At 56.9% G+C, this 16,917-nt stretch carries 16 protein-coding genes; 9 read left to right on the top strand and 7 right to left on the bottom strand.

Going from position 1 to position 16,917, the window contains the following annotated elements:
• Nucleotides 1–3 precede the first annotated feature (3 nt).
• From GOV89_RS10170 to GOV89_RS10150, 5 genes are all read right to left on the bottom strand, one after another.
• The gene (locus GOV89_RS10170) at nt 4–525 is read right to left on the bottom strand and encodes a thioesterase family protein (RefSeq protein ID WP_171235341.1); all 522 of its coding nucleotides are present in this window, start codon (nt 523–525) and stop codon (nt 4–6) included.
• A gap of 13 nt (nt 526–538) precedes the next feature.
• Nucleotides 539–1,324 carry a cyclase family protein gene (locus GOV89_RS10165; protein ID WP_171238104.1) on the bottom strand — a complete coding sequence of 262 codons (786 nt, stop codon included), beginning with the start codon at nt 1,322–1,324 and terminating at the stop codon, nt 539–541.
• 115 nt (nt 1,325–1,439) lie between these two features.
• A complete protein-coding gene (fdhF, locus tag GOV89_RS10160; RefSeq protein ID WP_171238103.1) occupies nt 1,440–4,223 on the bottom strand; it encodes a formate dehydrogenase subunit alpha in 2,784 nt (927 codons plus the stop codon).
• Nucleotides 4,224–4,236: 13 nt separating this feature from the next.
• Entirely contained in the window at nt 4,237–5,940 is a 1,704-nt protein-coding gene (locus GOV89_RS10155) for an NAD(P)H-dependent oxidoreductase subunit E (RefSeq protein WP_171238102.1), read from the bottom strand.
• Between the two features lie 85 nt (nt 5,941–6,025).
• A complete protein-coding gene (locus GOV89_RS10150) occupies nt 6,026–6,907 on the bottom strand; it encodes a LysR family transcriptional regulator (protein WP_171238101.1) in 882 nt (293 codons plus the stop codon).
• Between the two features lie 144 nt (nt 6,908–7,051).
• Between GOV89_RS10150 and GOV89_RS10145 the strand changes: the two genes are divergently transcribed.
• Complete coding sequence (locus tag GOV89_RS10145; RefSeq protein ID WP_217352151.1) at nt 7,052–7,546, top strand: MaoC family dehydratase; 495 nt, start codon at nt 7,052–7,054, stop codon at nt 7,544–7,546.
• Nucleotides 7,543–7,899 carry an SgcJ/EcaC family oxidoreductase gene (locus GOV89_RS10140; RefSeq protein ID WP_171238100.1) on the top strand — a complete coding sequence of 119 codons (357 nt, stop codon included), beginning with the start codon at nt 7,543–7,545 and terminating at the stop codon, nt 7,897–7,899. The genes GOV89_RS10145 and GOV89_RS10140 overlap by 4 nt, the downstream gene beginning before the upstream one ends.
• Before the next feature lie 22 nt (nt 7,900–7,921).
• Here GOV89_RS10140 and ychF read toward each other — a convergent pair whose 3' ends face one another.
• Nucleotides 7,922–9,019 (bottom strand): redox-regulated ATPase YchF, encoded by a 1,098-nt coding sequence (ychF, locus tag GOV89_RS10135; protein ID WP_171238099.1) that lies wholly within the window; start codon nt 9,017–9,019, stop codon nt 7,922–7,924.
• A 285-nt stretch (nt 9,020–9,304) separates the two neighbouring features.
• On the opposite strand from ychF, the gene GOV89_RS10130 reads away from it, so the two are divergent.
• The 7 genes from GOV89_RS10130 (at nt 9,305) to GOV89_RS10100 (ending at nt 15,230) form a co-directional block, all read left to right on the top strand.
• On the top strand, nt 9,305–9,709 hold the full coding sequence (locus GOV89_RS10130; protein ID WP_254451515.1) for an acyloxyacyl hydrolase: 405 nt from the start codon (nt 9,305–9,307) through the stop codon (nt 9,707–9,709).
• 78 nt (nt 9,710–9,787) lie between these two features.
• Nucleotides 9,788–10,579, top strand: coding sequence for a tryptophan synthase subunit alpha (trpA, locus tag GOV89_RS10125; protein WP_171235349.1), 792 nt, complete (start codon nt 9,788–9,790; stop codon nt 10,577–10,579).
• Nucleotides 10,580–10,725: 146 nt separating this feature from the next.
• Nucleotides 10,726–11,892 carry an alpha-hydroxy acid oxidase gene (locus tag GOV89_RS10120; RefSeq protein ID WP_171238098.1) on the top strand — a complete coding sequence of 389 codons (1,167 nt, stop codon included), beginning with the start codon at nt 10,726–10,728 and terminating at the stop codon, nt 11,890–11,892.
• 246 nt (nt 11,893–12,138) lie between these two features.
• The gene (locus GOV89_RS10115; RefSeq protein ID WP_171178062.1) at nt 12,139–12,792 is read left to right on the top strand and encodes a 50S ribosomal protein L25/general stress protein Ctc; all 654 of its coding nucleotides are present in this window, start codon (nt 12,139–12,141) and stop codon (nt 12,790–12,792) included.
• 126 nt (nt 12,793–12,918) lie between these two features.
• Nucleotides 12,919–13,599, top strand: a complete 681-nt coding sequence (pth, locus tag GOV89_RS10110; protein WP_171178064.1) for an aminoacyl-tRNA hydrolase — start codon at nt 12,919–12,921, stop codon at nt 13,597–13,599.
• 83 nt (nt 13,600–13,682) lie between these two features.
• Nucleotides 13,683–14,846 carry a serine hydrolase gene (locus tag GOV89_RS10105; RefSeq protein ID WP_171178066.1) on the top strand — a complete coding sequence of 388 codons (1,164 nt, stop codon included), beginning with the start codon at nt 13,683–13,685 and terminating at the stop codon, nt 14,844–14,846.
• 9 nt (nt 14,847–14,855) lie between these two features.
• Complete coding sequence (locus tag GOV89_RS10100; protein WP_171178068.1) at nt 14,856–15,230, top strand: DUF2237 family protein; 375 nt, start codon at nt 14,856–14,858, stop codon at nt 15,228–15,230.
• A gap of 28 nt (nt 15,231–15,258) precedes the next feature.
• Here the strand turns inward: GOV89_RS10100 and GOV89_RS10095 are convergent.
• On the bottom strand, nt 15,259–16,917 hold a 1,659-nt coding region (locus GOV89_RS10095; RefSeq protein ID WP_171238097.1), incomplete at its 5' end, for an Ig-like domain-containing protein.

The raw sequence follows: 16,917 nt of genomic DNA, 5'->3' as shown, positions 1-16,917 counted from the left end.
GCGTCATTTTCGGCGAATACCAATCGGCTGCCCAATCTGGGGCGCGGGTGGCAAAGACGCGTGATCCGACACCATCCGTGCCAACCGAGTGACCGCCCAATCCGGATAGGGTTCAGAGCGACCCGTTCTGTGGCTGACATTCATGAACAGCACTTCTTGCGTGGCACATACAGTCTGGTCGGGGGCCGAGATCATCTGACCGAAATAGTGCCCACGTTTGTGATCTGCATCCAACAATCGAAACTGGAAATAGATCGTCATGTCGTCGGTCACCTCACGCAGGAACTGCATGTGGGATTGCAGGACGTACGGCCCCTGCCCCAACGCCTGGACCTGGGGCTCGCCAAGACCCAATTGATCGACAAGCAGCCGTTCGAAGGCCATGTCGAACGCGACGCCATAGTAGCCGACATTCATATGCCCGTTGTAATCGATCCAGTCTGGTTGCAGCGCAAACTCGTGAATTTCAACAGGCGCATCGTACGGGCCATCATGACCACCTAACGGCTGTGTATCTTGTGACATGGCTGAACAGTCCTCACTCGTCCGGATCTTCAAAGATCGCAACGGCGCGGATGAACCCTGCCGAGGCACCTTTGATCTTGAAAGGGAAACAGGAAATTTCAAACCCTGTCGGCGGAAGCGTTTCCAAATTGGTCAGCTTTTCCATGTGGCAATACCCAATCTCCATCGAGGCGCGGTGCCCTTCCCAGATGATCGAGGGGTCTTTGGTATCTGCATATTCCTGCGCGGTCAGCGGGAAGGGTGCGTCCCAACTCCAGGCATCTGTTCCGGTCACCCGCACCCCGCGTTCTGTCAGGTACAAGGTCGCCTCACGTCCCATACCGCAGCCTTTCATCAGATAGTCAGGTTGGCCATACTGTGTCCCTGCAGACGTATTGACCACCACGATATCCAACGAGTTCAGCGTATGACCGATCCGCTTCAGTTCGGCCTCGACATCCGCTGCGGTAACCACATAGCCATCCTCGAAATGACGGAAATCCAGTTTGACACCGGGGTTCATGCACCATTCCAGCGGCACCTCATCAATGGTGATCGCCCTCTCGCCTTTGTTCATTGTGGAATGGTGGTGGTAGGGCGCGTCCAGATGGGTGCCGTTGTGCGTCGCGATTTGCAAACGTTCCAGCGCCCAACCCTCGCCACCTGGCAGGTCTTCTTTCGCAAGGCCGGGGAAAAAGGCCATGACCTGCTCGGCGGTCTGGTCATGGGTCAGGTATTCGATCTCGGGCAGCATGATCGGCGGGTCCGATACAATGCCGGTTTCCAGCGGGACGGACAGGTCCACAAAACGCCGCGCCATAGCATTCTCCGTTTGTGATCGTTGGCACAGGGTTGGCCGCGCGTAAGCTGCTGTCAAGACGCGAAAAAGGCGGCCCGCTAAGACCGCCTTTTCGAAAGATTGATTGGCGCAGAGGTTATTCCGCTGCGATGGCGTCTTCGATCTTTTCGACCTTGATCGCCGAGAACTTGAACTCGGGGATCTTGCCATAGGGGTCGATGGCCGAATTGGTCAGCATGTTCGCAGCCGCCTCGACATAGGCAAACGGGATGAACACCATATCCTCGGCGATCGCCCGGTCGGCACGCACCATGATCTCGATGGAACCGCGACGGGTCGTCAGACGGATCATTTCACCCGGTTCGATCCCCATCAGCTTGAGCGTACGCGGATTCATCGAACAGTTCGCTTCCGGCTCTACCGCATCCAGAACAGTGGCGCGGCGGGTCATAGAACCCGTATGCCAATGCTCCAACTGGCGACCCGTTGTGGCTATCATCGGATACTCTTCATCCGGAGCTTCATCCGGTGGGATGATACTGGCCGGGGTGAACCTGGCCTTGCCATCAGCCCGTGGGAAACCGTCGCCAAACACGATGGACTGGCCCGGATCGGTTTCGCTGAGCGACGGGTAGGTGATCGTCTCGGTTTCCAGACGCTCCCACGTGATGTTGTCCAGTGACTGCATGGTCAGCTTCATTTCGTTGAAGACCTGAGACACATCTGTGTAATCCCAGTTCAGACCGATACGCTGCGCCAACTCGACAGTGATCGCCCAATCCTCGCGCGCCTCACCCGGAGGTGCCACGGCCGGGCGTACACGCTGTACCTGGCGGTTGGTGTTCGACACCGTCCCGTTCTTTTCATAGAGCGCCGAGGCCGGCAGGATGATGTCGGCATAGTTCGCCGTCTCGGTCAGGAAGATGTCCTGCACGATCATCAGATCCAGCTTGGCCAACGCATCACGGGCGTGGTTTACATCCGGGTCGGACATGGCCGGGTTTTCGCCCAGAATATACATACCCTTGATGTTGCGCGCATAGATCTGATCGATGATCTCGGTAACTGTCAGGCCCTTCTCATTCGAGAAATCATCCGAGCCCCAGACCTCGGTGAACTGAGCCCGGATATTGTCATCCGTGACCGTCTTGTAATCCGGCAGGAACATCGGGATCAGGCCCGCATCAGATGCGCCTTGAACGTTGTTCTGACCACGCAGCGGGTGCAGACCTGCGCCGGGCTTACCGACGTTGCCGGTCATCAGAGCAAGGCTGATCAGGCAGCGCGAGTTGTCGGTGCCGTGGATATGCTGGCTGACGCCCATGCCCCAAAAGATCAGACCGGCCTTGGCCTGCGCAAAGGTGCGCGCGACGCGGCGCAGCTGATCGGGTTCGATGCCACAGATCGGAGCCATTGCCTCGGGCGTGAACTGGCGCAGATGTTCTTTCTCGGCCTCCCAGTTCTCGGTCCAGCGGTGGATGTACTGGCTGTCGTAGAGTTCCTCTTCGACAATCACGTTCATGATCGCATTGAGCATCGAGACATCAGCACCCGGGCGGAATTGCAGCATTTCGTCAGCGAATTTGCGCATGCCGACACCGCGCGGATCCATCACAATCAGCTTGCCACCGCGCTTGGTGAATTGCTTGAAATAGGTCGCTGCAACAGGATGGTTTTCAATCGGGTTGGCCCCGATGATGATCGCCACATCCGCGTTTTCGATCTCGTTGAAGGTCGCGGTCACAGCACCCGAGCCGACGTTCTCGATCAGAGCCGCAACGGACGACGCGTGGCACAGACGGGTGCAGTGGTCGACGTTGTTGTGCTTGAATCCCTGACGGATGAACTTCTGGAACAGATAGGCTTCTTCGTTGGTGCACTTGGCCGAACCAAAGCCCGCAACGCTGCGCGGATCTTCGTCGCGCAAGGCTTTTAGCTTGGTGGCGGCCAAATCCATCGCCTCTTCCCAGGTCGCTTCGCGGAAATGGGTCGACAGGTCCGATGGATCGACGTTCAGGCCCTTTTCAGGGGCGTCTTCGCGCCGGATCAACGGCTTGGTCAGGCGGTGCGGGTGGTGGATGTAGTCAAAGCCAAAGCGGCCTTTGACACACAAACGGCCTTCGTTTGCGGGGCCGTTGATGCCCTCGACATATTTGACCTTACCGTCTTTAACTTTCAGCGAGACCTTGCAGCCCACACCGCAGAACGGGCAGACGCTTTCGGTTTCGCTGTCGTAGTCTTTGCTATCGCCCAGTTGCTGATCGTCCAGCACGGTCGCGGGCATCAGCGCACCGGTCGGGCAAGCCTGAACACATTCACCACAGGCCACGCAAGTTGATGCGCCCATTGGGTCGTTCTGGTCAAACACCACCTGCGCGGTGTGGCCGCGACCGGCCATGCCGATCACGTCATTCACCTGCACGTCGCGGCAAGCGCGAACGCAGAGGTTGCAGTTGATGCAGGCGTCCAGATTGACACGCATCGCGACGTGGCTGTCATCCAGCAGCGGGATTTTCTCGGCCTCTTTCGCCGGGAAACGGCTGTCGCTGACATCGTTCAGCTTGGCCATATCCCAGAAATGGCTGGACGCATCGTGCGGCTGCTCGGGCTGATCGGCCACCAACAGTTCCATGACCATAGCGCGGGACTTCTCGGCGCGGTCAGTGTCGGTTTTGACAACCATCCCCTCGGCCGCCGGTCGGATGCACGAGGCGACCAGAGTGCGCTCGCCTTCCACTTCGACCATACAGGCGCGGCAGTTGCCATCGGGTTTGTAGCCCGGTGCCGGTTTGTGGCACAGGTGCGGGATCACCAGTCCACGGCCATTGGCCGCTTCCCAGATCGTGGTGCCCTCGGGCACAGTGACGTCATCGCCGTTCAGGTTGAAGGTGACGGTCTTTGTTGGGCTTGCGTCAAGCATGGCTCTGTCTCCCTCAGATTTCGTCAGCGAAATGTTTCATGACCAGGCGGATCGGATTCGGAGCCGCCTGCCCCAGACCGCAGATCGAGGCATCTCCCATGACCTGGCACAGATCTTCCAACAGTTCGGTGTCCCATTTGTCGGCCTGCATCAGCTTCACCGCCTTTTCGCAACCCGCACGGCAGGGCGTGCACTGACCGCAACTTTCATCTTCGAAGAACCGCAGCATGTTCAGCGCAGCGTCGCGGGCGGTGTCCTGATCTGACAGAACCACAACCGCAGCGGAGCCGATGAAGGTGCCCAGCGGTTGCAGAGTGTCAAAGTCGAGCGGGACGTCATCGATGCTGGAGGGGAGAAGACCTGACGACGGCCCGCCCGGTTGATACGCCTTGAACACATGGCCTTCGGCCATGCCGCCGGCGGCATCAATCACATCCAGAATGGTCGAACCTGCCGGCAGCAGGTACACACCGGGCTTTGCAACCCGGCCCGAGACCGAATAGCTGCGCAGGCCGGTGCGGCCATTCTTTTCGGTGCTGTTGAGGCATTCCGGCCCTTCACGGCACACTTTGGTGACCCAATACAGTGTTTCGACATTGTGCACCAAGGTCGGGCGATTAAAGACCCCAACCTGCGCCACGAACGGAGGACGGTGACGGGGCAGGCCCTTCTTACCTTCAATCGACTCGATCATCGCGGATTCTTCACCGCAGATATAGGCACCAGCACCCCGGCGCAGGTCGATGTAACCCTTGGCGACGATCTCGGCCTCTTCCAACGCGGCGATCTCACGGCGTAGGATTTCCAGCACCGCAGGGTATTCGTCACGCATATAGATAAAGCAGGTCTCGGCCTCGACCGCCCAGGCGGCGATCAACATGCCCTCAAGGAAGACATGCGGCGTGCGTTCCAGATAGTAGCGGTCCTTGAACGTGCCGGGTTCGCCCTCATCTCCGTTTACGGCCAGATAGCGTGGACCTTCGTTCATGCGAACAAAGCCCCATTTCTTACCTGACGGGAAACCGGCGCCACCCAGACCACGCAGGCCCGAGGACAGCACGTCTTCTTGCACCTTTTCCCAATCACCGCCGTAGCGCAGCTCTTTCAGCTTGGCGTAACCGCCATTGGCTTCGTAGGCGGCGAAGGCTTCATAGTCGGGCAGATGGGCATGGGTGTCGCCCGCAGCAATCGCAGCCTGTACCTTTTCAGGGGTCGCATGATCGATATGGTTGTGACCGATCTCCAACACCGGAGCGGTATAACAACGGCCCATGCACGGCGCACGAACAACGCGGACCTCAGCCGGATCCAAGCCATCTTCCAGAGCTTTTTGCAGCTGCTGGGCACCAGCCATTTCACAAGACAGGGAATCACAGACCCGGATCGTCAGCGCGGGCGGAGGTGTTTCATCTTCTTTGACCACATCGAAATGGGCATAGAAGGTGGCGGTTTCATAGATTTCCGCCTGACCGATGCGCATCTCAACCGCCAAAGCTGCAATGTGGTCGGCACTGATATGACCGTGCGCGTCCTGGATCAAATGCAGGAATTCAATCAGCAAATCGCGGCGGCGCGGGCGATCGCCCAACAGGCGGTGAATCTCGGCCTGCGCCTCATCCGTAAACTGACGGCCCTTGGGCGTATGCCGCCCTTTGCCTTTACCTGACTTCCAAACGCCCTTGGGTGCGCCTGATGGCTTGGTGTCTAATGGTGCCATGATGCCCTCCGATTGAGGCCCCGTGTCTCATCAGATCAGCATATCGTCAAATCGCATTTGGCAATCGCACGATAACGACAGCTTATCACCGTAAAGACGCCACCACGCTGCGCAACGCGCCGACCGTTGGCAGTTCTGGGTCGCGGCTGAGGGTGGCCAGGCAAATGGGCTTGCTGACAACGGGATCGACCAGAGGTAACACACGGGTCCCCTTCAAATCGCCCAGCGCGCGCACAAGGACCCGAGGCACGACGGTGGCCGCCAGCCCCTCTCTCGCCATGACCATTGAGGCTGTGAAGCCGCTGGTTTCGGCCACGACGTCAGGATGCAGGCCTTGTTCCGCAAAAATCCGGTCCAGGATGCGGCGATTTTGCATCTGCGGCTCAAGCAAGCTAAGCGGGAAGTTGGCGACTTGAGCCCAGGGAATCGGGCCAGTTTCCTCGGTCATGTGGGATGGCACCAACAGGACATAGGTTTCCTCGTACAGTGGCTGCACCTGCCGCAGGTCCGTACCGATGCTGTCACCATAAGTTATCCCTGCATCCAGGCTGCCTTCGTCCAGTCGGTGCTGAATCGCGGTGGCGGACATGGTTTCAATCCGGGTCACGATCCGGGGATGGGCCATACGCAGACGTTTGATCAGGCGACCGGTGAACGCGATTGCTGTGGGGATCACGCCCAATATCAACGTCCCTGTGATCTCACCCTTGGCTGCCAGCACTTGCTGCTCCAGCGCCTTGGTGTCATCGAGGATACGTCGCGCTCGTTGGACAATCATCTCGCCCTCTTCCGTGAGACCCTGAAACCGGTTTGCGCGGCGGACTATGGATAGGCCAAGCCGATCCTCGAGATTACGGATACGCATCGAGAACGCGGGCTGCGAAATCCCGCATTCCTCGGCCGCTTTGGCAAAATGGCGATGACGCGCCAAAGCGCTGAGCAATTGCAGGTCGCGGATTTCGATCATTTCTAGTCGGTCCAACTTGAGAGCAAACGGCAGACTAACGCGTTTTTACCTGCATAGAAATGCGCTTCATCCACGAACTTCGGAGAGTTTCTTTTTGAACCTGTCAGCGATACTATAAAAGACGCGGTTGATGCGAGTATTGGGATGATTAAGGGCAAATATCTCGATGATCTGATGCTTGGAGACTCCTTCGAGACCGGAGGCGTAACTCTTACAGAGGGCGCGATCGTGGATTTTGCCCTCGTGCACGATCCGCAACCATTCCACATAGACAAGATCGCTGCGACAGAGTCCATTTTTGGCGGCCTTATCGCAAGCGGCTTTCAAACCATCGCGCTTACCTTCCGGCTATTTCGCGACACTGGTGTGCTTAACGGTACAAATCTTGGCGGCCACGGCATGGACGAAGTGCGCTGGCTCGCACCGGTTTTCTCGGGGGATACTATCTGCGTGCGCGTAACGGTCGAGGCGATCACGCCTTCACATTCAAAACCTGACAGGGGTACGGTGCGTTTCCGGTATCGTACATACAACCAAAAAGACATCGAGGTACTCAGCTTCATCATTGACCATGTGATGGCACGGCGGGGACTAGCGGACTCAGCAAGACCGACGAGAGAAGCGAAGCGCACAAAATGACTGTGATCCTAGAATTTCAGAAACTGTTTGATGGCTATGTCGAATGTTATCGATCCAATGACCCAGCGGGATGCGCGACCTATTTCACAGACAATGCAGAACTCTTCTCACCGTATGGGCCTGCGGCAAAGGGTCGGAAGGCGATCGAAGCGGCGCATGCCGCGTGGATAGAAGAAGATGCCAAGCCCAAAGCTATCGAGGTCGTACAAGCCGATATCAACGGCCATATTGGCTGGTGCCTTGCGCGTTTCAGCGAAGGCGAAGCCGATCATGGGACATCGCTCAACGTGTTATACAAACAGCCAGACGGCAGGTGGCTGATCACCCACTGCAGTCTGAACGAAACGCCCTGAAATACGCGTTTAACAAGCGACCTTAAGTATTAAACAAGAAATGCATCACATCGCCGTCCTTGACGATGTAGCCCTTACCCTCTGCCCGCATCTTGCCCGCCTCTTTCGCGCCCTGCTCGCCATTGGCGGCGATATAGTCGTCATAGGCAATTGTCTCGGCGCGGATGAAGCCTTTCTCGAAGTCACCGTGGATCACGCCAGCGGCCTGTGGCGCGGCGGTGCCGGTGCGGATCGTCCAGGCGCGGGCCTCTTTCGGGCCGACGGTGAAATAGGTTTCCAGCTTCAGCAGGTCGTAACCAGCGCGGATCAGACGGTCGAGGCCGGGTTCTTCCAGACCCATCTCTTCCAGGAACATCTGGGCTTCGTCTTCTTCCAGCAGGCTGATCTCTTCTTCGATCTTAGCGCTGATAATGACGTGTGAATTGCCTTGCGCCGCAGCCATCTCGGCCACTTTCGCTGAATACTCGTTGCCCTCAGCAGCTTCTTCTTCGGACACGTTGCAGACATAAAGCACCGGTTTGGTGGTCAGCAGTTGCAGCATCTTCCATGCCTTTGCGTCTTCGTCGCTCACTTCGACCAACCGCGCCGGCTTACCGTTTTCCAGCATAGCTTGCGCCTCGGCCAACAGGCGATCCTGCTGCTGCGCTTCTTTGTCGTTGCCCTTGAGCTTGCGCACCAGGTTCGCGCGGCGCTTTTCGATGCTTTCCAGATCGGCCAGCATAAGCTCGGTCTCAATCGTATCAGCATCGGCCACCGGATCGACACGGCCATCCACGTGGGTCACGTCGCCGTCTTCGAAACAACGCAGCACATGCGCAATGGCGTCAGTCTCGCGGATGTTGGCCAGAAACTGGTTACCCAGACCCTCACCCTTTGAGGCGCCTTTGACTAGGCCGGCAATATCCACGAACGTCATCCGCGTTGGGATGATCTGCTTGGACGACGCTATCGCGGCCAGCTTGTCCAGTCGATCATCTGGCACAGCCACGTCGCCCACGTTGGGCTCGATGGTGCAAAACGGGAAGTTCGCCGCCTGCGCGGCTGCGGTTTTGGTCAACGCGTTGAACAGGGTCGACTTGCCTACATTCGGCAGACCCACGATTCCCATTTTAAAGCCCATCACGGCCTCCTGCATAGAATACGAACGCAGCTTCTATGCAGGTCAGCCTAAATGCGCAAGCCATTGCTGGGCTTGCCACGGCTGAGTCCAAATCGTCACATCACAAAAACGTTCCAAAAACGTGTTCTTGGCTGAATTGAAAAAATGCCCCTACGATAACCAACTAGCATTGAACGACGAGAATTCACTGGCAGAATAAAATGAAACAGCTCTTACTTGCGACCGCGTTGACAGTATCCGCATATGCGACAGCCCAAGCCCAACAAGTCATATTTGGCGCTGGATATGCAGACTTCTCTGACAATGCATCCGAGGACCAAGCGCTTTTCTCCCTTTAAATACCACCATAAGCCGTTTCATCAGGCGACCCGGTTCAGCGTAGGTTGGGGAACAGCATTGTCTCTTCATGAGAATGGCGATTTTCACATCGGCTTGGGGGTGGTCGGACTGTATGCGCTGAACGAACGCTGGTTTGTGGAAGGCAGCGTCATGCCAGGGTATTTTAACCCAAGTATTGATCTGAACGACTTGGGGGGTGACTTTCAGATCCGCAGTCTCCTTGGCCTTGGCTATGCACTGGACAACGGAAACAGCGTGTCGCTCGCGATCACACATAAATCCAACGCCAGCACAAACGACGATAACCCTGGCGTAAACGCGGTGCTTCTGCGCTATCATCTGGGCTTCTGATCTATTCCTGCCCTGGCGGGATTGATTTTCGGTCAAAGTTTCTGCACACGGGTCGAAACCCGAGTGCAAGGACATCCGATGACCCGTATCGACGCCAAGTTCGCCGCCCTGAAAGCCGAAGGTAAAAAGGCTTTTGTCGCCTATATCATGGCCGGAGACCCGGACTATGACACTTCGTTAGAGGTAGTCAAAGGCTTGCCGGGTGCTGGAGTGGACATCATCGAACTGGGTTTGCCCTTCACCGACCCGATGGCAGATGGCCCCACGATTCAAGCCGCGGGGCAACGCGCTTTGGATGGCGGCATGACGTTGCAACGCACATTGGATTTGGCACGTGCGTTCCGGGAAACCGACGATACGACTCCGATTGTCCTGATGGGGTATTACAACCCGATTTACAGCCGGGGCGTTGACGCATTTCTGGCGGATGCCAAAGAAGCCGGAATCGACGGTCTGATCGTTGTCGACCTTCCCCCCGAGGAAGACGAAGAACTGTGCCTGCCCGCACAGGCAGCAGGTTTGAATTTCATCCGTCTGGCAACCCCCACCACAGATGACAAACGTCTGCCACGCGTTCTGCAAAATACATCGGGCTTCGTATATTACGTCTCGATCACCGGGATCACCGGCGCAGCCGAGGCTCAGGCGACAGACGTCGGCCCCGAGGTCGCCCGCATAAAGGCCGCAACAGATTTGCCCGTGATCGTAGGCTTTGGCATCAACACGCCCGAGAAGTCCCGCAATATCGCATCAGTGTCCGACGGTGCTGTAGTCGGATCCGCCATTGTCAGCCAAATCGCCGCGGGCAAGCCTGTCGCTGAAGTCTTGGATTTCGTAAAATCCCTGTCGGACGGGGCACACAGCGTCTGATCTCAGCGATACATCTCAAAGCTCAAAAAACCCGCCGCAGTGCCTTGTGCGGCGGGTTTTTGACACCCAGGCACAGGGTCAATCCGTTGCAGGCGGCGCGCTGGATTGGTAAGAAAAAATAACCAGACAGCCCGGAGGTCCGCCGCATGCCCGTAATAACCAATATCGAAGACCTCAGGCGCATATACGAACGCCGTGTACCCCGGATGTTCTATGATTACGCTGAAAGTGGCAGTTGGACAGAACAAACCTTCCGCGAAAACAGCAGCGATTTTGAACAGATCCGCCTGCGCCAGCGGGTTGCGGTCGATATGTCCGGGCGCTCGACGGCCTCACATATGATTGGCGAGGATGTCTCGATGCCGGTCGCGCTGGCTCCGGTCGGGTTGACAGGAATGCAACACGCGGACGGAGAGATGAAGGCCGCAAAAGCGGCCGAGGAATTTGGCGTACCCTTCACGCTTTCGACCATGTCAATCAACTCGATCGAAGACGTGGCTGAACACACCAACAAGCCATTCTGGTTTCAGCTTTATACGATGAAGGACACGGATTACGTCAGCCGACTGATCCAGCGCGCCAAAGACGCCAAATGTTCAGCGCTGGTGATCACTCTGGATCTGCAGATTCTGGGCCAACGTCATAAGGATCTGAAAAACGGCCTTTCCGCCCCGCCGAAGCTGACTGCCAAAACCGTTGCAAACCTAACGACAAAATGGGCTTGGGGAATAGAAATGCTGGGTGCCCAAAGGCGTGAGTTCGGCAATATCGTCGGCCATGTCGACGGGATATCGGATGCGTCTTCCCTTGGTGCATGGACCGCAGAACAGTTCGATCCCAGCCTGGATTGGGCCAAGGTCGAAAAACTGATGGAACAATGGGGCGGCAAAGTAATCCTGAAAGGTATCCTGGACGCAGAGGATGCAAAAATGGCGGCCAAGCTGGGCGCAGACGCCATAGTCGTATCAAACCACGGCGGTCGTCAGCTTGACGGCGCACTCAGCTCGATCCGCGTCCTGCCCGCGATCATGGACGCCGTTGGCAGTGATATCGAGGTTCATCTCGACAGTGGTATCCGATCTGGTCAGGACGTGCTTAAGGCTTTGGCGCTTGGGGCCAAAGGTACCTATATCGGCCGTGCTTTTGTCTATGGCCTTGGCGCAATGGGTCAGAAAGGCGTGACCACCGCGCTTGAGGTGATCCAGAAGGAATTGGACACGACAATGGCGCTCTGCGGTGAAAAAACTATCGAAGGGCTGGGGCGTCACAACCTGCTTGTCCCCGAAGACTTCGGAGGCCGTTGGCAAGGCTGAACCGGCTGGACATTGGGGGCTCTGCCCCCGTCGCCCTAAGGGCGCCTCCCCCGAGGTATTTTCCGCCAGATGAAGTAGGGATCCTGTATTCATCTGGCTAAAAATACCTCGGAGCGCGAGGCAGAGCCTCGCAAAACAAAAAACGGACTAAAACCCCTTTCCAAACCCATTGAATCAAGCTAAGGACGCGGCTTCACGCGGGCATACAGCCTTGGAGGATGCCCGCCCTAACATTGGAGAATTATCATGGCTGGAGAGATTCCTGATCTCGTAGCTCTGGAACGGACGGGGACAGGCAAGGGCGCCGCTCGTCAGGCACGCCGCGACGGCATGGTTCCGGGCATTGTTTTTGGTGGCGATAAAGAGCCGCTTCCGATTCAGATCCCGTTCAACGAGTTATTCAAGCGCCTGAAAGCGGGCCGCTTCAAGTCGACACTGTGGAACCTGAAGGTTGACGGTCACGAAGATGTCCGCGTCATCTGCCGCGATGTCCAGCGTGATATCGTCAAAGATCTGCCGACTCACCTGGACCTGATGCGTCTGCGCCGGACCACCAAAATCGCGCTGTTCATCCCCGTTGAGTTCATCAACGAAGACGAAGCGCCCGGCATCAAGAAGGGCGGCGTTCTGACTGTTGTCCGCCCTGAAGTCGAACTGGTCTGCACCGCGGGTGATATCCCTGAGAAGATCACCGTTGATGTGACCGGTCTGAACATCAACGACGTTGTCACCATTTCGTCGGTTGACCTGCCCGCAGGCACCAAGCCGACCATCGACCGTGATTTCGTGATTGCCAACATCTCGGCACCCACAGGTCTGTCCACAAGCGACGACGAAGAAGGTGAAGAAGTGGCAGCTGACGAGGTTGAAGTCGTCGGTCAGGACGCTGCAGAAGAATAAGCTCGAACTTCAAGAGTTCGGATTTGGAAACGGGGCCCTGTTGGGTCCCGTTTTCTTTTGCCGCTCGGGCTGGAAACAGGTGGCATTCCGTGCCATCAACCACCTGCATCGCACAAGGATGAGACTATGAAACTGTTTGTCGGATTGGGGAACCCAGGGTCGAAATACGCCCGCAACCGGCACAATATTGGCTTCATGGCCGTGGAGCGGATCGCCGAGGATCACGGCTTTGGCCCATGGAAATCCAAATTCCAGGCCGAAATCGCTGAGGGGCGTTTGGGCGATGAAAAAGTTCTGCTGATCAAACCGCAGACCTTCATGAACCGGTCGGGTCAGTCGGTGGGAGAAGCGATGCGGTTCTACAAACTGGATTCGACCGATGTGACCATCTTTCACGACGAGCTGGACCTCGCCCCTGGCAAAGTCCGTGTGAAGGCGGGTGGCGGCCATGCCGGGCATAATGGCCTGCGCTCGATCCATGATCATATCAGCCCGGCCTATGACCGCGTTCGGTTGGGGATCGGGCATCCAGGGCGGAAAGAGATGGTCTCACCCTATGTTCTGGGTGATTTCGCCAAGGCGGATGCCGACTGGCTGGATGATGTTCTACGCGGGGTTTCAGACGGCGCTGCATATTTGGCAAACGGAGATGGAGGCAAATTCATGAACGCAGTCGCGCTGCGCACTGCTCCGCCGCGATCTTCAAAGACCTCGACTCCGAAATCCCAAACAAAGCCTGATACACCAACCGAACCAGTGGTTGATGACCGCTCTGCCATGCAGAAGCTGTTGGACAAATTCAAATAGCAGATCCAAAACGTTCCGTTACGTAGCCATTGCAGAATGAAGGCGTCCGCGATCCAATACCCAAGAATAAGGGAGGCTATGCGATGAGATCCATCTTGAAATGGGTGCTGCGCATCGTTTTGGCGCTGGCTCTGGCCAGTGTTGTCGTTGGGCTGTGGAAACGTGAAGAATTGCAGCGCCTGATGGCTGTGAACTCTCTGTTTTCAGCAGAAAAGATCGTTCATAATTTTTCGCATATGGACGAGGCTTTTTTAACCGTTGACCTGCCTCGTGGCGACGCCCCTACTTGGGAGTTGCCTTATGGGGATGGGTTCGATCTGCCGGACGGCGCTGACGCCTGGATCGAAGAGCGCTCTGTAACCTCGTTGTTGGTGATGCAGGGCGGAAGTATCCGGTTCGAGGAGTACTATCTGGGAACAGGCCCGGATGATCGTCGAATTTCGTGGTCGGTGGCCAAAAGCTATTTGTCAGCGCTGTTTGGGATTCTGCTGGATGAGGGCGCAATCAAGTCGCTGGACGATCCGGTGGTGAAATACGCGCCAAAACTCAAGGGCAGCGCCTATGACGCCGCGACAATCCGCAATGTTCTGAACATGGCCAGCGGGGTCACGTTTGACGAGGATTACCTGGACCCAAACTCTGACATCAACCGCATGGGCCGCGTGATCGCCTTGGGCGGTGAACTGGACGATTTTGCGGCATCTTTGAAAGACAGCTTTGCGACACCGGGCGAAACCTGGCAATACGTCTCGATCGATACGCATGTGTTGGGCATGGTGATACGCGGCGCGACTGACCGGAGCGTGGCAGAGTTGTTGACTGAAAAAGTCATTCAGCCTTTGGGCCTGGAACACGGCGGGTATTACGTTACTGACGGTACTGGTGTTGCTTTTGTTTTGGGCGGCCTGAACTTCACCACGCGTGACTTTGCACGGTTCGGGCAAATGATCCTGCAGGACGGTAAAGTGAATGGGCTACAAATGGTCCCCGCCGAATGGATATTTGAGGCCACGCAACCCAGCGCCCCCACAGCACAGGGCAAGATCGGGTATGGCTATCAATGGTGGATACCCCGCGGCGCACATGAGGGTGAGTTTCTGGCACGTGGCGTTTACGGTCAGTATGTCTATTTCAATCAGCCCCGCGGCGTCTTGATTGTCTCAACCGGTGCAGACCGACTGTTCCGTGAACCCGGCGTTAATGATCAGAACATCGAAATGTTCCGCAAGATCGCAGAAAGCCTGTAAGGTAGCCTCATGCAAAAGCAAGACAGTATCAATGTGCTGGGTGGTGTCCTCGCCCCCTGCTCAAGAAACCCCTTAACCGGCTTTTTCCGCGACGGCGGGTGCAACACCTGCCCCGAAGATCAGGGCAGCCACACCGTCTGTGCAGTGATGACAGCCGAGTTTCTGGCATTCTCAAAATATGTCGGCAATGATCTGAGCACGGCACGGCCCGAATTCGACTTTCCGGGCCTCAAACCCGGTGACAGCTGGTGCCTGTGTGCCAGCCGCTTTATGCAAGCGCACGACGAAGGATGTGCGCCGCAGGTCCATCTGGAGGCCACACATCAGCGCGCGTTAGAGATTGTGCCATTGGATGTTCTGCAACAGCACATAGCCGAAGAGTAACGATTCTCTGCGGCGCACCTAAGTTGGTTCAGAAGGACATTTGCCAGATCAGGCTGAGGCTGTAGTTTTCGAACCCGCTTTCACCAATGCCGTCATAGAACACATTGGCCGCAAGCAAGCTGTTGTTTTCCAAGAGGTAGTCAAAGCCCAGATCCGCACGCGCACGCGCCGTGTCGCCAATCGGCGTTACGCCGGGGACAGTGCCCGTGCCCGAAGTCGTGCTCCATATGCCTGACAGGCCACCCGTCAGCATAAAGTCACCGCGCGAAACCTGAACGGGGTGTTTGAAATCCATACCCAACCGCGCCGTGGTTAGACTGAAGTCCTGCTGCGGTATCAGATTCCCCAGACTGTCGGTGTAGCTTTCTTGATCATCGCTGGCATAGCTGACGTCCAGCAGTGGCATCAGCGTCAGCGCACCGCGTTTGATTTCGCCGGTCACACGTGATTGCACCAACCAACGCTCGCTGTCGAAACTGTCAGTATAGGTCCCAAGCGGAGAGATGTCGTTGTCAGCCTGTCCATACAGAGCGCGCCCTTCAAAAAACACCGGCTGGCTGGGCAACTTGGCGACCACGTAAGGGCCAATCAGCCACCCTGTACCGTCCACGCTGGCCGGTCCGTTATCCGTTTCGGCATAGTCGAGCTGCAGCATGGCCCCGACCAGAAGGTTCGCGCTGATCTGACGATGTGCGCCCAAAACAGCCAACGCATAGGAGCTGTCGAAATCGTCCTGAGAGCTCCAGTTGCCGGTCAAATTGAACCAGACCGGGTTGGATGGATCTGAGGCAAAATTCAGATAACCCGAACCTTGCGTCACCGACGTGTCCAACACGCCGGAACCCGACCGCTGCAAGAACCGGGTCAATCCCGGCTGGTTGGTTGCAAGGCTGGTGGCACGCGCATTCTGAAACGCCTGTATCAGTCGCCTTGTATCGGCAACTATTTCGTTGACAACCGTAACTTGGTCCGAAGCAACACTTGGGTTACCCTCTAAATCCACGGCGGCACCTGCCAGTACGACAAGAGAAAGGTTGCCCGACCCAGATGGCGTTACGGTTGCCATGTAAGTTTGCGGCCCCCCTGAAACCGCACCAATCGTCCCGTTTGTCACTGAAATACCGGCGGTACTGAAATTTGTGACCTCTTCAGAAAACGTAAAGGTGACGGTGATTGGGTTTAAGTCAGTGAAATTTGGCGGAAGGCCGCTAATAGTGACCTTTGGCGCGTTCGCGTCGTAGATCGCGTTGACGACGTTAGAAGCCAGATTTGCGTTTCCGGCCGCGTCCGTGAAGACCCCGGCAGGAATGGACAACTCAACAAGCCCGTTTGCTTGTGCTGTAAGTGTCGCCGTATAGTTGCTGCCCGACCCGGACAATGTCGCTGTAGCGTTGGTCAAAGCCAGATCGCCCACCGAGAAATCGGTGCTGGGCTCGCTAAGAGTGATCGACGCTTGAAACGTATCGCTTCCGGTGGCTGTCAGTGCTCCGATTGTGGCGGTTGGCGCGTTCGCGTCGTAGATCACGTTGACGACGTTAGAAGCCAGATTTGCGTTTCCGGCCGCGTCCGTGAAGACCCCGGCAGGAATGGACAACTCAACAAGCCCGTTTGCTTGTGCTGTAAGTGTCGCCGTATAGTTGCTGCCCGACCCGGACAATGTCGCTGTAGCGTTGGTCAAAGCCAGATC

The organism is Ruegeria sp. HKCCA5763 (assembly GCF_013034545.1).
In the GTDB taxonomy this organism is placed as follows: Bacteria; Pseudomonadota; Alphaproteobacteria; order Rhodobacterales; family Rhodobacteraceae; genus Ruegeria.
The sequence above is the reverse complement of the archived record's forward strand: the minus strand, read 5'-3'. Positions and strand labels throughout refer to the sequence as shown.

What these genes read in the sequence shown, in the direction of transcription:
- GOV89_RS10165 (WP_171238104.1), bottom strand. Translation starts at nt 1,324, where the DNA reads ATGGCGCGGCGTTTTGTGGACCTGTCCGTCCCGCTGGAAACCGGCATT.
- GOV89_RS10145 (WP_217352151.1), top strand. Translation starts at nt 7,052, where the DNA reads ATGATTAAGGGCAAATATCTCGATGATCTGATGCTTGGAGACTCCTTC.
- fdhF (WP_171238103.1), bottom strand. Translation starts at nt 4,223, where the DNA reads ATGCTTGACGCAAGCCCAACAAAGACCGTCACCTTCAACCTGAACGGC.
- GOV89_RS10150 (WP_171238101.1), bottom strand. Translation starts at nt 6,907, where the DNA reads ATGATCGAAATCCGCGACCTGCAATTGCTCAGCGCTTTGGCGCGTCAT.
- GOV89_RS10140 (WP_171238100.1), top strand. Translation starts at nt 7,543, where the DNA reads ATGACTGTGATCCTAGAATTTCAGAAACTGTTTGATGGCTATGTCGAA.
- GOV89_RS10155 (WP_171238102.1), bottom strand. Translation starts at nt 5,940, where the DNA reads ATGGCACCATTAGACACCAAGCCATCAGGCGCACCCAAGGGCGTTTGG.
- GOV89_RS10105 (WP_171178066.1), top strand. Translation starts at nt 13,683, where the DNA reads ATGAGATCCATCTTGAAATGGGTGCTGCGCATCGTTTTGGCGCTGGCT.
- trpA (WP_171235349.1), top strand. Translation starts at nt 9,788, where the DNA reads ATGACCCGTATCGACGCCAAGTTCGCCGCCCTGAAAGCCGAAGGTAAA.
- ychF (WP_171238099.1), bottom strand. Translation starts at nt 9,019, where the DNA reads ATGGGCTTTAAAATGGGAATCGTGGGTCTGCCGAATGTAGGCAAGTCG.
- GOV89_RS10130 (WP_254451515.1), top strand. Translation starts at nt 9,305, where the DNA reads ATGCAGACTTCTCTGACAATGCATCCGAGGACCAAGCGCTTTTCTCCC.
- GOV89_RS10115 (WP_171178062.1), top strand. Translation starts at nt 12,139, where the DNA reads ATGGCTGGAGAGATTCCTGATCTCGTAGCTCTGGAACGGACGGGGACA.
- GOV89_RS10100 (WP_171178068.1), top strand. Translation starts at nt 14,856, where the DNA reads ATGCAAAAGCAAGACAGTATCAATGTGCTGGGTGGTGTCCTCGCCCCC.
- pth (WP_171178064.1), top strand. Translation starts at nt 12,919, where the DNA reads ATGAAACTGTTTGTCGGATTGGGGAACCCAGGGTCGAAATACGCCCGC.
- GOV89_RS10170 (WP_171235341.1), bottom strand. Translation starts at nt 525, where the DNA reads ATGTCACAAGATACACAGCCGTTAGGTGGTCATGATGGCCCGTACGAT.
- GOV89_RS10120 (WP_171238098.1), top strand. Translation starts at nt 10,726, where the DNA reads ATGCCCGTAATAACCAATATCGAAGACCTCAGGCGCATATACGAACGC.